This window comes from Streptomyces sp. NPDC056480 (genome assembly GCF_042795405.1).
Classification (GTDB): domain Bacteria; phylum Actinomycetota; class Actinomycetes; order Streptomycetales; family Streptomycetaceae; genus Streptomyces.
The window spans coordinates 88,138-101,037 of sequence record NZ_JBHTSA010000015.1; the positions used below are offsets into that span (position 1 = coordinate 88,138).

Sequence of the window (12,900 nt, forward strand, 5' to 3'; positions counted from 1 at the left end):
GGTTCACTCACACCGTGGGACGGTCCGCAATGGATGTTGTAGTAGGGATTCGTAGCCGCTCGCGGTACGGATGAGATGCCCGCGGCCTCGCACCCTGTCCGTGACGAGATGCCCGTGGCCTCGCACCCTGTCCCTGTGGACCGAGCCCTGATGTCACTCCGTACGCGAGGCCCGGCGGACCGCGGACTCCGACCCCCGCTGACGGCTGCTGCCCGCACCGCGACACACCGTCGGGTCTCGGGCGTACGCTGGGATGGCTCCCAAGGAACCCCTGATCAGTGCGTGAGGGGTGTCATGACCGACCCCTTCGGCTTTCTCAGAACACCCCGGCATCCCGTCCCCGCAAGGCCTTCCCCGGAACGCGTCGGGGACTGGAACGAGGTGTACGCCGGCCAGTCGCTTCTGCCGCTCGTCGCCGGGCAGGCCCGTCGCTGCATGGACTGCGGCGTGCCGTTCTGCCACGGAGGCTGCCCACTCGGCAACCTGATACCCGAGTGGAACGTGTACGCGGCCCACGAGGACTGGTACAGCGCCTCGGAGCGGCTGCACGCGACCAACAACTTCCCCGAGATCACCGGGCGCATCTGCCCGGCGCCCTGCGAGGACGCCTGTGTCCTCGCGCTCACCGGCGAGCCGGTCACGATCAAGAACGTCGAGCAGGCCATAGCCGACGAGGGCTGGGCGCGAGGTCACATCGAAGCCCGCCCGCCGCAGCGGCTGACGGGCCGGTCGGTCGCGGTGATCGGCTCAGGACCCGCGGGGCTGGCGGCGGCGCAGCAGCTCACCCGGGCCGGCCACAGCGTCACGGTGTTCGAGCGAGCCGACCGGATCGGAGGGTTGCTCCGCTACGGCATTCCCGCTTTCAAGCTGGAGAAGCGGCAACTCGACCGGCGCATCGGGCAGATGCGGGAGGAGGGCACCCGGTTCTGCCCCGGAGTCGACGTCGGAGCCGAACTGGACGTGGCCGCGGTGAGGGACGAACACGACGCGATCATCGTGGCCGTCGGAGCGACACAGCCACGCGAACTGCCAGCTCTCGGAAGGGAACTGACAGGGATTCACCAGGCCATGGAGTACCTGGAGGCGGCGAACCGGACGGATGAGGGCGACTGCACCCGGCCGTCGGTGACAGCCGAGAACAGGGACGTGGTCATCATCGGAGGCGGCGACACCGGAGCCGACTGCCTCGGCACCGCGCTGCGCCAGGGCGCCGCGTCCGTGGTTCAGGTGGACATCAACCCGATGCGGAGCACGTGCCGATCGGAAGGCGAGCCGTGGCCGCTGGTTCATCCCGGAATCCACCGCGTCTCCCACGCCCACGAGGAGGCTCGGGACCGCCACGGTGCCGATCCAAGACGGTTCGGCACTACGGCCGTTCGGTTCGAAGCCGACACGGCCGGTCACGTGCGAGCGGTGTGCCTCGCCGAGGTGGAGCCCGGAAACAGAGCACCACGGCCTGGTACGGAGCAGGCCCTCCCCGCACAACTCGTCCTGCTCGCGCTGGGGTTCCTCGGCCCACAGCACGGTACGCGCCTCACCGCCGGCCTCGGGCTCGTCCCCGACGACCGCGGCAACTTCGCTCGCACCGCCGACTTCATGGCACGTATGGCGGCCCCGCAGGAACCGACGGCCGAGTCGCTTCCGAAGGGGGTGTTCGTGGCGGGCGACGCGGGGAGGGGCCAGTCCCTCGTCGTCTGGGCCCTTGCCGAGGGCCGATCGGCCGCGGCGGCAGCGGACAGCTACCTGATGGGCTTCAGCGACCTTCCCACCCCCATCACGGCCACGGACAGGCCTCTGATCTAGCACGGTGCGTTGCGGGTGCGGAGCCGTTCGAACGGGCGGAGACCCGTGAGGGCGCGCTCGGGTGGCAGCGGGGGTCCGTCCACCGCTGGCCCACCATGAAACGATCGGTCAGGGCGTGCCTTGTCACCGGTGCCGTCACCCGTTTGACTTCGCTCAGGTGCCAGCCTGTCGAGCGGCACAAGGGGGAGACGACCAAGAGATGTTGATCGACAGTACGGCCATGCCTCCTGGCGAGCGGGCGGAGGCGATTCGCGAGGTGATCTGGAGCAGCGTGGTGCGGGTGGAGATCACCCATCAGCCCGACCCGCGGCTGATCCGGACGGTAGGGGCGATCAGCCGTGTCGGTCCGTTGACCGTCTGCTCGGTGCGCGCCAACGCCACCACCGTTCGGCGTACTCCCGCACTTGCCCGGGACGACATGGAGCCGAGCGCGTTCGTCGGGCTGCAGGTGACCGGCAGCAGCGTGGTCGTGCAGGACGGCAGGGAGGCCGTCCTGCGGCCCGGCGACCTGGTGATGTACGACACCACCCGCCCCTACACGCTCCTGAACAGGGACGGGATACATCAGCACTACTTCCGCATCCCGCGTGCTGAACTCGGCTTGCCGACAGGGCTGCTGGAGCGTGCCACCGCGGTGCTGTTCAGTCGCCGGGACCCGCTGGCCGACCTCACCGCCACCTGTCTGCGGCGAATCGCGCGCCAGCAGGCCCGACCGGCAGCGTCTCCCGGCCAGAGCCTGGACGCGGCAGGCAGACCGGGTATCGAACTGCTGCGCGCGCTCATCGCGGCCCGTCTCGGTGACCGCCGCATGGCCGTCGAGGCTTCGGACGAGACGCTGCATCTGCGGGTCATGGACTACGTACGCGCCCATCTCGGTGACCACGACCTGACACCGGCTCGGATCGCGGCCCACCACCATGTCTCGGTCCGCCAGCTGTACAAGGTCCTGGCCCGCAACGGTGTGCATCTGGGCGGGTGGGTGCGCTCGCAGCGACTCGAACGCTGCCGTGCCGAACTCGTGGCTCCCTCGACACGTCACCGGACGGTCGCGGCCGTGGGGTACCGGTGGGGCTTCCCGAACGCCGCCCACTTCAGTCGCGCCTTCAAGGACGCCTTCGGAATCACCCCCAACGATTGGCGGTCCATGCACACCGGCAGCGGTGAGGACCCGCGCGTCGGCGGCCCGTGAGACCCCAGGTGGGCGGGGCGGCCGGTGCCGGGCGGGCCCGGCGCGCTCCGGTTCGCGGTCGGGGGTCTCTCAGGTGGTCGGGTCGACGAAGCGGCGGACGAAGGTGAGCGCGGTGTCGGCGACCTCGTGCCAGCCGCTGTCGATGGTCAGGGAGTGGCCCCGGCCGGGGATCTCGGTGATCTCGGTGACGGCGTGCTCGTTCTGCGCCTGCCTCTTGTAGGCGGCGTTGGCGAGGGCCCAGGGCACGGTGTTGTCCTTCTCGCCCGAGATGATCAGCAGCGGTCCGCGGCCGGCCGCGTGGGTGTCGACCTTCGCCTCGGTCCAGGGGTTGAGGTTGGCGGCGGCGGCCTGGAAGAGCGGCTCGCCAGGGGCGGCCACGGCGAACGTGTCGTACAGCTGCACGGCCTCTTCCTCGCTGACGGCGTTGGCGAAGGCGTAGCGGAACTGGTCGTAGGTCAGCGGCACTGCCCGGTGGTAGTTGGCCGGGTTGCCCAGCACGGCGCTGGCGGCGCGCAGGGAGGACAGCGGCAGCGGCAGCACGCCCCGGAAGGGAGCCGGGTCGATCGCCACCGATGCCTGGGACAGGCCGCGTCCGGCGGTGATCTGGGTGACGAGTCCGCCGAAGGAGTGGCCGATGACCACCGGCTTGCGGTCCAGGCGGCCGATGAGGTCGCCGAAATGGTCGGCGACCTGGCCCACGCTCTTGCCCGCGAACACCTCCGGGTGGGCGTGCGCCTCCTCGACGGTGTTCGGGTCGTCGGGCCAGCCCGGCAGGACCGGGGCGAAGCCGGCCTGTTCGAAGAGGGTGGCCCAGCGGTCCCAGCTGGTGGGCAGGAGCCACAGGCCGTGGATGAAGACGACGGGTACGCGGCCGGTGGCGTTGGCCGCCTCGACCTGGGCGAGGTCACGCGTGGACGAGGGGGTTGCTTCGGGGGACGGCACGGGGGGCTCCTTGGAGACGGCGAGTGTCAGGGGTGGACGGTGCGGGAGGCGGAGCGGATCAGTGCGGCGACGGCGTCGGGCCTGCTGTACATCGGCAGGTGGGAGGTCGGCACCTCGATGGTCCGGGACCGGGCGCGGACGGCCTGGAACCGCTGGAGTTCGGGGACGATCCCCCGGTCCCGGGTGGAGATCAGGGTCCACGACGGCACGGTGTGCCAGGCCGCGCCGCTCACCCGGTCGGTGAACGCGGAGGCGCTGAGCGGGCGCTGCCCGGCGGCCAGGACCCGGGTGGTGGGACGCGCGACGTCCTGGGCGAAGACGTCGTGGTAGCGGTCGGGGCGGAGGTAGAGGTCGGTCGCGGTGGCGCCGTCGGGGCCGGGAACGGGGACGGGGGTGAGCGCGGCGTCGAGCTGGGAGCCGGGAAATCGGGCGGCGAGTTCGCCGAGGACTTCTCCGGTGTCGGGGATGAACGCGGCGATGTAGACGAGGGCTTTGACGTGGGGCGCGGTGGCGGCGGCCTGGGTGATGACGGCGCCGCCGTAGGAGTGGCCGACCAGGACGACGGGGCCGGGGACGGTGGCGAGCCGGGCGGCCACCTGGGCGGCGTCGTGGGTGAGGCCGCGCAGGGGGTTGGCGGCGACGATCACCGGGTGGCCCTGGTGCTGGAGCCGTTCGGTGACGGGGTTCCAGCTTGCGGCGTCGGCGAACGCGCCGTGGACCAGGACCACGCTCGCCTTCACGGCCCCGGCTGCCTCGGCGCCGGATCCGTCGGACGCCGCGGCCGGTGGGGCCCCGGTGCCCGGGGCGACGGTGAGGACGGCGGCGGCGCCGACGGCGCCTTTGATGGTGTGGCGTCGGCTCAGCGGACGGCCGGTCATGAGGGAGGACCCTTCCGGGGACGTGGGCGCGGACATGGGCGTGCTCGACTCGGATGCGGTCACGGGGAGCTCGGCGGCGCCTGGCGCGTGGACGGGTGGTGCAGCAGGGCGCGCACGGCCAGACCGCCGACGACCCCCGTGGCCAGTGCGGCCGCAGCGGACCAGGCGGGCCAGTGGGACAGTCCCAGGGCACGGTCGACGGACAGGCGGCCGGGCCCGGTGAGGGTGAGGGTGGTGGCGATGCCGATGAGGACGAGGGGGTATTCGTAGCCGTCGTGCTGCACCCACAGACCGTTGGGCCACTTGACGGTGAGCGCGACGGTCATCACGCCGATGGCTCCTGCGGCGGCGAGCGGGGTGAGGGCTCCGGAGGCCAGCAGCAGGCCGGAGCCGATCTGGCCGGCTCCTGCGGCGAGGGCGGTGAGCGCCCCGCCGCGGAAGCCGTCGTGCCGGAACTCCTCGGTGCCGCCGTCCAGTCCGCTGCCGCCCAGAAGGAAGCTCACCTTCTGCACGCCGTGGGCGGCGATCAGCAGACCCGTCAGGAGGCGCAACAGGAGCAGTCCGGTGTCGGTGTCCATGATCGAAGGGCTCCGGTCAGCCGGCGGCGTGCGGGTCGACCATGGTGTGGGCGTAGACGATGCCCAGGCCGTAGGCGCCGCCGTGCTCCTTGACCACGTCGGTGGTGGCGTCGTAGGTCTCGGTGCGGGCCCAGTCGCGCTGGAGCTCCAGAAGCACCTGCAGCCAGGTGACGGGGACGGCGCCGGCGGCGGTCATCCGCTGGATGGCGTGTTCGTGGGCGGCCGGGGTGACGCCGGCGGAGGCGTCGGCGACGACGTACACCTCGTAGCCCTGACTGAGCGCGGACAGGGCGGGCAGGACCAGGCACACCTCGGTCCACAGGCCGCTGAGCACGATCTTGTGGCGGCCGGTCGCCTTGACGGCTTCCACGAGGGCCTCGTCCTCCCAGGCGTTCATGGAGGTCCGGTCGACTATGTCGTGCTGGGGGAAGACCTCGCGCAGCTGCGGCAGGATCGGACCGGAGAAGGAGGCGGCGGCCACGGTGGACAGGACGACGGGGACGTCGAACGCCCGGGCGGCCTTGGCCAGGCCGACGGTGGCGTTGACGACGGCCACGCGGTCGGCGCTGGCGGCGCCGAAGAACATCTGCGGCTGGTGGTCGACGAACAGCATCATCGCGTTGTCGGGGGTGAGCAGGTCACGGCTGGGCGCGGCGGTGACGGCGTCGAGGTCGAAGTTGAAGTCCGACACGAGGGGTTCCCTTCTGGGGTGAATGGTGGGTGAGGGGTGCGAGCTGGTGTGAACGGTGGGTGAGGGGTGCGCGAGGCAGCGGGCGAATCGCTGCCCGTGACGGGTCAGGATCTTTCGGGTCAGGGGCCGAAGCAGGGGTCAAGGGCGGCGGGCCGCTCCTCGGGGGCGGCGAGGCCACGGGCGGCCCTCCACTTCCGGTGCTCCTCGCCGGCGGCGACCGCCTCCGCCAGGAGAGCGGCCTGGCGGACGCCGCGCGACGATGGCGGCGGGGTGGCCTGGTAGCCGCCGAAGCGGGCGACCGGGCTCCAGACCGGGCTGAGCGGCGGGAGGGCTTCGTCGAGGCCCTCGTACTCGCCGGCGGCGTAGACGATCCGGCCGCCGACGACGGTCAGGACGGCCTCGATGTGCGGAATGTCGTCCTGGTGCACGTCGAAGAAGTCGTGGCTGAGGACCGTGAGATCGGCATACCAGCCTTCCTTGAGGACGCCCTTGACGTCGTCCTCGCCGGTGATCCGGGCACCGCCGCGGGTGTACAGCTCAAGGGCGCGCTCGCGGGAGACGCATCGGTCCGGCGGGTAGAGGCGCAGGTCGCCGACGGTGCGGCCGGTGACCAGCCAGTGCAGGGCGACCCAGGGGTTGTACGAGGAGACCCGGGTGGCGTCGGTGCCGGCCGCCAGCGGGATGCCGGAGGCGAGCATCTCCTTCAGCGGCGGGGCGCCGGCGGCGGCCTGCGGGCCGTAGCGGTCGGTGAAGGCTTGGCCCTGGAAGGACATCCGGTTCTGGACACTGATCGCACCGCCGAGTGCGGCGATCCGCTCCAGGCTGTCGGGGGTGACCGTTTCGGCGTGGTCGAAGAGCCAGCGGTTGCCGCCGGGGAACAGACCCTCGGCGGCGAGCTTGTCGAACACGGCGAGGTCGCGCCGGATGGTCTGGTCGTAGGTGGCGTGAAGCCGAAACCCCCAGCCGTGCTCCAGCAGCAGCCTCACGGCCTGCTCGAACTCGCCTTCGTACCCGGACAGGTGGGGACGTGGCTCGGAGAAGTTCTCGAAGTCGGCCGCGGCCCAGGTCAGGTTCTCCCCGGCGCCGTTGAGCCGCAGCCAGGCGTCGCCGTCCCCGGGCCGCACGCTCTCCACCCAGCGGGTGAGGTCGGCGATCTCCTGCCCGGCGGTCTGCGGAAAGAGGTGGTAGCCGATCCGCACGCTCAGCTCGCCGTCGCGGGCCAGTTCGATGACGGTGGCGTAGTTGTCGGGAAAGCTCTGAAAGCCGCCGGCGGCGTCCACGGCGGAGGTGATGCCGAATCGGTTGAGTTCGCGCAGGAAATGCCGGGTGGAGACCCTGCGGTCCGCCGCCTCCAAGGTCGGCGCGGCGGCGAGGGTGGAGTAGAGGATCAGCGCGCTCGGCGCCGCGAGCAGCACCCCGTTGGGTCGGCCGTCGCGGTCGCGGACGATCTGGCCGCCGCGCGGGTCCGGGGTGTCCCGGGTGAAGCCCGCGGCCCGGACGGCGGCCCGGTTGAGGATCGCCGACTGGTAGAGGTGCAGCACGAAGACCGGGGTGTCGGGAGCGGCCTGGTTCAGCTCGGCTGGTGTGGGCATCCGCCGCTCGGCGAACTGCTCGGCCGACCAGCCGCCGACCACCCGGATCCACTGCCCCTTGGGCGTGCGCCCGGCCTGCTCGCGCAGCATCGCCAGCGCCTGGCGCAGCGAGGGGACGCCGTCCCAGCGCAGCTCCAGCACGTAGTTGAGGCCGCCGCGGATGACGTGCAGGTGGGAGTCGTTCAGGCCGGGGACCACCCGGCGGCCGAGGGCGTCGACGAGCCTGGTGCGCGCCCCTACGTGGGCGGCCACCTCGGCATCGTCGCCGAGAGCGGTGATGCGGCCCGCGTGGACGGCGAGCGCGGTGGCGGCAGGGCGTAGCGGATCGCCGGTGTGGATCCTGGCGTTGCGGAGGACGAGGTCGGCGCCGTCTCCGCTGCCGGGTGCGGGAATGACGCCGCTGACCGGCATCGTGGGCATGGATGTCTCGCTCTCGGTGGTGTCACGGAACGGGGGGTCGGGAATGTGCCGCGTGCTGTTCGGGTCTGACGGGCGGTTCAGAGGGTGCGGCGGACGCCCGCGTGGCGTTCGAGGTTGCGCAGTTGGACCGTCAGGTCGCCGTGCACGGCCTGGCGGGCAGGGCCGGTGCGGCCGATCGGCAGTACTTCCTGGCCGCGCATGTCCTCCAGCATCAGGGCGAAGGCGGCGTACATCGCGACCGCGGCCAGCAGCAGGCCGAGCGCGCCGGAGACGCCGGCGAGCCAGTGCACGCCGGTCAGGTTGGCGGCGGCGGCCACCGAGAAGCGCGGCACTGCGGTGCACAACACCAGCCACAACGCCCGCTTGGGCTTGGCGACGCTCGCCATCAACAGGGCGAAGAGGGCGAAGCAGAGGTTCAGCACGCCCAGCACCCGGGCACCGCCAGGCGGCTGGGTGGCCAGAACCAGCGAACTGGCGAGCCACATCCCGGAGAAGCAGGCCATCAGGGTCGCCGCCAGGACGTCCCGGGCACCGAATGCAAGGAATCCCACCAGGAGTTGCAGGATGAACGCGGGAAGGATCGTGAGGGCGACGGCGCGCTCGGCGCCGTCCTCGAACAGACCGAGCTGGAGGCAGCCGACGATGGTCGAGGCGATCGCCACGGTGTAGAAGCCGAGCGGCATCGGCGAGGCGATGGGCCGCAGGGTGATACGGGTCATGCCGCGCAGATCAGGTTCGTGGTGGCGGCCTCCGGTAGGCCGCATCGGGGCCGCGGGCCCCTCGGGGTTGGTGTCGCTGCTGGCCATGGGCTCTCTCCTCGCGGTGGGCACAGGTGCGGCCGGCGGCCGAGACCCGCCCCGTGGTGTCCCTCCGGTCCCCGCTCGCCGCTGCTCGGGGTCAGCGGCCGGCGAGGGCCTTGCGCAGGGCGTTGATGGCCAGCGCGATGGCCACCTCGGCGCCCCGGGTGTCGCGGAGCGCGTTCAGCAGGACGAAGTCGTGGATGACGCCCTGGACGCGCACGGCGGTCACGGCGACGCCGGCCTGCCGCAGCTTGGCGGCGTAGGCCTCGCCCTCGTCGCGCAGCACGTCCGCCTCGGCGGTGATCACCAGTGCCGGGGGAAGGCCGGTGAGCTGCTCGACGGAGGCCCGCAGCGGTGAGGCGGTGATCTCGGCCCGCTGGGACTCGTCGGTGGTGTACTGGTCCCAGAACCACTGCATGCCGTCGCGTCGCAGGAAGTAGCCCTCGGCGAACCGGTGGTAGGAGTCGGTGTCGAAGCCGGCGTCGGTGACCGGGTAGAACAGCACCTGGTGGGCGAGCGTCAGACCGCCGCGCTCCTTGGCGAGCAGAGTCAGTACGGTGCTCATGTTGCCGCCGACAGAGTCGCCGGCCACCGCGATCCTGGTGGCGTCCAGTCCGTGTCCTGCGCCATCGGTGACGACCCAGCGGGCGACGGTCCAGACCTGCTCGACGGCGACCGGGTAGCGGTGTTCCGGGGAGAGGTCGTACGCGGGGAAGACCACCGCGGCACCGGTGCCGACCGCCAGTTCACGCACCAGACGGTCGTGGGTGTGGGCGCTGCCGAAGACCCAGCCGGCACCGTGCACGTAGACGATCACGGGCAGGTCGCCCCGCGCACCGGCAGGCCGCACGATCCTGGCCCGTACCTCGCCGGTCGGGCCGCCCGGGACGGTCACCCACTCCTCGTCGACCGCGGGCAGCTCCACGTCGCCGGACTGCACGTCCTCGACGGCCTTGCGGCCCTCGGCCGGGGGCAGCTGGAACAGGAACGGCGGCGTCCCGGTCGCTTGGGCGAAGGCGGCGGCCTGCGGTTCCAGAACCGGCGCGACACACGGGTGGTCAGTCACGGATCGGACCTCTCTGCGGATCGGGGGGCACGCCGCTCGGATGAGGCGGCGCACGTCCGAACCTAGGGGCCGGGCGAGGGGCCCGGTTGCCTGTGCGTGCCGGCCTGCTGCCCCTCGACGCAGGGCTTTCTGCCGTGAGGGCACGGAAAGAACAGACCCGTGCACGGGAGGGCAATCGGGTACCCGGTGCTCCCGGGAGGATGGGCGCCGCCGCACCCGGAGACCGTGCTGGAGGGCTGGTTCGTGCTGCTGCTGGACCTGGAGGACTTCGCGCCGCGCGACAGGGCGGACGCGTTCCACCACGCGATGACGGACGACTCCGTGCCGAACGAGATCGTCCACGAGGAGTGCGAGACGGAGATCAGCGCCCGCATCGAAGGCTGGCGAGTGGGGAGCCTGGACCTCTTCGACATACGGAGCTCAGGGCTCGAGGTCCGCCGTACGGCCAAACATGTGCGCCATCACCGGGACCGTCCCGTGGTGTCGATCTCGCTCCAGAGCAGCGGCGTCCACCGGGCCGAACAGGCAGGCAGGCAGTTCAGCCTGGGCCCCGAGGACATCTGCGTCTTCCACGAACTCGCACCACGCACCTACGGCTGGTCGGGACACGGTGCCTCACAGGCGATCACCGTCGACATGGACCACCTTGGGCTGCCGGTCGAAACGGTGGTGCGGGCCTCCCTGCAGCTCCGGGCCAGCCCGCTGCACGACCTGCTGCTGGGGCACGTGCGCTCGCTCTTCCGGCAGCCGTGCCACGTGGAAGCAGACCCTGCTGCCGGCGCCCTGGCCAACGCCACGACCGAACTCGTCCGGGCCCGGGCCCTGCTGACCTCGGCGGCACACGACGAGCGGGACCAGCGGGTCAGGGCGGCCATGGACGACTCCCTGGTGACCCGGATCATGGCGTACGCGCGCCGCCACCTGACCGACCCCGACCTCGGGCCCGAACGCATCGCCGCACAGCACGCCATCTCCAGGAGGCAGCTGTACGTCGTGCTCGGACGCGCGGGCATCCGACTCGAACAATGGCTCATCGCCGAGCGACTGGAAGCGGCATGCCGCCTCCTGGCCTCCCCGCGTACCGCCGCGTTGCCCGTCGCCGCCGTGGCGGCCCACTGTGGTTTCGCCAGCCCCAGCCACTTCACCCGGCGCTTTCGTGCTGCCTACGGAACCACCCCGAGCGAGTGGCGTCGCCACCGAACCCCTCCGGTCGATCACTGATCGTTTCGGAGTGAGTTCGGCTGCACAGGTTCCACTCACCGTAGTCAGCACCGAGTCAGCACCGAGTCAGCACGGGAGTCCCGACGGTGGTCCCATATCATCCCCCTTCGGCGCAGTTCGGACAGACACTGGCTCGGCAATCCCGGGGAACCGCGAGGCCACGAAGGGTGGCCATGGCGGTTGGGCGGATGCGGCGGCGTCGAACTATGGTGTCCCACCACATACGCCCCTGACCTGCCGCTTCCTACGGTGTGGCGACACCGAATCGTCCCCGTACCTGCCTGGAAGTGGTGCACATGGCCGCCGCAACACCCTCCCCGACGCCACCCGGTTCCCTCAAGCGGATCGTCGCCGCCAGTCTCATCGGCACCACCATCGAGTGGTACGACTTCTTCCTGTACGGGTCCGCCGCCGCTCTCGTGTTCAACAAGCTGTTCTTTCCCGAGTCCGATCCGCTCGTCGGGACCCTGCTGTCCTTCCTGACGTACGCCGTCGGTTTCGCCGCGCGGCCCCTCGGGGCGCTGGTGTTCGGGCACTACGGCGACCGGCTCGGGCGGAAGAAGCTGCTGGTGCTCAGCCTGCTGCTGATGGGTGGCGCCACCTTCGCCATCGGGCTGCTGCCGACGCACGCGACCGTCGGCTCCGCGGCTCCGGTGCTCCTGACCGTGCTGCGGCTCGTGCAGGGGTTCGCGCTCGGTGGTGAGTGGGGCGGGGCCGTCCTGCTGGTGTCCGAGCACGGGGACGCCAAGCGGCGCGGGTTCTGGGCCTCGTGGCCGCAGACCGGCGCGCCGGCCGGCCAGCTGCTCGCGACCGGTGTGCTGTCCGCGCTGACCGCGCTGCTCTCCGACGCCGCCTTCGCCTCGTGGGGCTGGCGCATCCCCTTCCTGCTCTCCGGTGTGCTCGTGATCGTCGGCCTCTGGATCCGGCTCTCCGTCGACGAGTCGCCCGTCTTCAAGGCGGCCCTCGCCGCCGCCGAGGAGCGCAAGGCCGTCGCCGGTCAGGTCGAGAAGATGCCGCTGGTCGCCGTGCTGCGGCACCACTGGCGGGACGTGCTGATCGCGATGGGCGCCCGCATGGCGGAGAACATCTCGTACTACGTGATCACCGCGTTCATCCTGGTCTACGCGACCACCCAGGTCGGGCTCTCCAAGCAGACCGCGCTGAACGCCGTCCTCATCGGCTCCGCCGTCCACTTCGCGGTGATCCCGCTCTGGGGCGCGCTCTCCGACCGCCTCGGCCGCCGTCCCGTGTACCTGATCGGCGCGATCGGCGTCGGTGCCTGGATGTTCCCGTTCTTCACGCTCATCGACCGGGGCACCTTCGGCTCGCTGCTGCTCGCCGTGACGGTCGGCCTGGTCCTGCACGGTGCGATGTACGCGCCGCAGGCCGCCTTCTTCTCCGAGATGTTCGCGACCCGGGTGCGGTACTCCGGTGCCTCCATCGGCGCCCAGTTCTCCTCCGTGGCCGCCGGCGCGCCCGCCCCGCTGATCGCGACGGCGCTCCTCGCCGACTACGGGAACTCGACTCCGATCGCCCTGTACGTGATCGCCGCCGCGCTGCTCACCGTGGTCGCCATCGCCTGTGCCAAGGAGACCCGGGACCGCGACCTCGGGGAGATCGAGGAGCGGACCGCCACCGCCGACGCCAAGGTCGGCGCCGACGCCTGAGTCCCGGGGCGTTCTTTCCAGGACGTCCGTTCCAGGACATCCGTGAAGGGCCC

11 protein-coding genes are annotated in these 12,900 nt (G+C 71.5%); 4 read left to right on the forward strand and 7 right to left on the reverse strand.

Going from position 1 to position 12,900, the window contains the following annotated elements:
- Nucleotides 1-294: 294 nt before the first annotated feature.
- Nucleotides 295-1,803 (forward strand): glutamate synthase subunit beta, encoded by a 1,509-nt coding sequence (locus ACFQ79_RS10030; RefSeq protein WP_383580941.1) that lies wholly within the window; start codon nt 295-297, stop codon nt 1,801-1,803.
- Nucleotides 1,804-2,023: 220 nt separating this feature from the next.
- Complete coding sequence (locus ACFQ79_RS10035; RefSeq protein WP_383580943.1) at nt 2,024-2,992, forward strand: helix-turn-helix domain-containing protein; 969 nt, start codon at nt 2,024-2,026, stop codon at nt 2,990-2,992.
- Nucleotides 2,993-3,061: 69 nt separating this feature from the next.
- On the opposite strand, the gene ACFQ79_RS10040 is transcribed toward ACFQ79_RS10035, so the two are convergent.
- The 7 genes from ACFQ79_RS10040 to ACFQ79_RS10070 all read right to left on the reverse strand — a co-directional run bounded on the left by ACFQ79_RS10040 (nt 3,062) and on the right by ACFQ79_RS10070 (nt 9,959).
- Nucleotides 3,062-3,934 carry an alpha/beta hydrolase gene (locus ACFQ79_RS10040; protein WP_383580945.1) on the reverse strand — a complete coding sequence of 291 codons (873 nt, stop codon included), beginning with the start codon at nt 3,932-3,934 and terminating at the stop codon, nt 3,062-3,064.
- Between the two features lie 26 nt (nt 3,935-3,960).
- Entirely contained in the window at nt 3,961-4,812 is an 852-nt protein-coding gene (locus tag ACFQ79_RS10045) for an alpha/beta fold hydrolase (protein WP_383580948.1), read from the reverse strand.
- A 59-nt stretch (nt 4,813-4,871) separates the two neighbouring features.
- Nucleotides 4,872-5,390: a DoxX family protein gene (locus ACFQ79_RS10050; protein WP_383580950.1), complete on the reverse strand. Its 519-nt coding sequence runs from the start codon at nt 5,388-5,390 to the stop codon at nt 4,872-4,874.
- 16 nt (nt 5,391-5,406) lie between these two features.
- A complete protein-coding gene (locus tag ACFQ79_RS10055) occupies nt 5,407-6,006 on the reverse strand; it encodes a hydrolase (RefSeq protein WP_383580972.1) in 600 nt (199 codons plus the stop codon).
- 194 nt (nt 6,007-6,200) lie between these two features.
- The gene (locus ACFQ79_RS10060; RefSeq protein ID WP_383580952.1) at nt 6,201-8,093 is read right to left on the reverse strand and encodes an amidohydrolase; all 1,893 of its coding nucleotides are present in this window, start codon (nt 8,091-8,093) and stop codon (nt 6,201-6,203) included.
- A 77-nt stretch (nt 8,094-8,170) separates the two neighbouring features.
- Nucleotides 8,171-8,899: a GPR1/FUN34/YaaH family transporter gene (locus tag ACFQ79_RS10065; RefSeq protein ID WP_383580954.1), complete on the reverse strand. Its 729-nt coding sequence runs from the start codon at nt 8,897-8,899 to the stop codon at nt 8,171-8,173.
- A 91-nt stretch (nt 8,900-8,990) separates the two neighbouring features.
- Nucleotides 8,991-9,959 carry an alpha/beta hydrolase gene (locus ACFQ79_RS10070; RefSeq protein ID WP_383580956.1) on the reverse strand — a complete coding sequence of 323 codons (969 nt, stop codon included), beginning with the start codon at nt 9,957-9,959 and terminating at the stop codon, nt 8,991-8,993.
- A 159-nt stretch (nt 9,960-10,118) separates the two neighbouring features.
- Here ACFQ79_RS10070 and ACFQ79_RS10075 point away from each other — a divergent pair, with 159 nt between their 5' ends.
- Both ACFQ79_RS10075 and ACFQ79_RS10080 read left to right on the forward strand, forming a co-directional pair.
- A complete protein-coding gene (locus tag ACFQ79_RS10075) occupies nt 10,119-11,180 on the forward strand; it encodes a helix-turn-helix domain-containing protein (protein WP_383580958.1) in 1,062 nt (353 codons plus the stop codon).
- Nucleotides 11,181-11,476: 296 nt separating this feature from the next.
- Nucleotides 11,477-12,847, forward strand: a complete 1,371-nt coding sequence (locus ACFQ79_RS10080; RefSeq protein WP_383580960.1) for an MFS transporter — start codon at nt 11,477-11,479, stop codon at nt 12,845-12,847.
- Nucleotides 12,848-12,900: the final 53 nt, after the last annotated feature.

Excerpts from the sequence above, each read along its gene's own strand:
- ACFQ79_RS10030 (WP_383580941.1), top strand. The coding sequence starts at position 295 with ATGACCGACCCCTTCGGCTTTCTCAGAACACCCCGGCATCCCGTCCCC.
- ACFQ79_RS10035 (WP_383580943.1), top strand. The coding sequence starts at position 2,024 with ATGCCTCCTGGCGAGCGGGCGGAGGCGATTCGCGAGGTGATCTGGAGC.
- ACFQ79_RS10045 (WP_383580948.1), bottom strand. The coding sequence starts at position 4,812 with ATGACCGGCCGTCCGCTGAGCCGACGCCACACCATCAAAGGCGCCGTC.
- ACFQ79_RS10050 (WP_383580950.1), bottom strand. The coding sequence starts at position 5,390 with ATGGACACCGACACCGGACTGCTCCTGTTGCGCCTCCTGACGGGTCTG.
- ACFQ79_RS10055 (WP_383580972.1), bottom strand. The coding sequence starts at position 6,006 with ATGATGCTGTTCGTCGACCACCAGCCGCAGATGTTCTTCGGCGCCGCC.
- ACFQ79_RS10060 (WP_383580952.1), bottom strand. The coding sequence starts at position 8,093 with ATGCCCACGATGCCGGTCAGCGGCGTCATTCCCGCACCCGGCAGCGGA.
- ACFQ79_RS10065 (WP_383580954.1), bottom strand. The coding sequence starts at position 8,899 with ATGGCCAGCAGCGACACCAACCCCGAGGGGCCCGCGGCCCCGATGCGG.
- ACFQ79_RS10080 (WP_383580960.1), top strand. The coding sequence starts at position 11,477 with ATGGCCGCCGCAACACCCTCCCCGACGCCACCCGGTTCCCTCAAGCGG.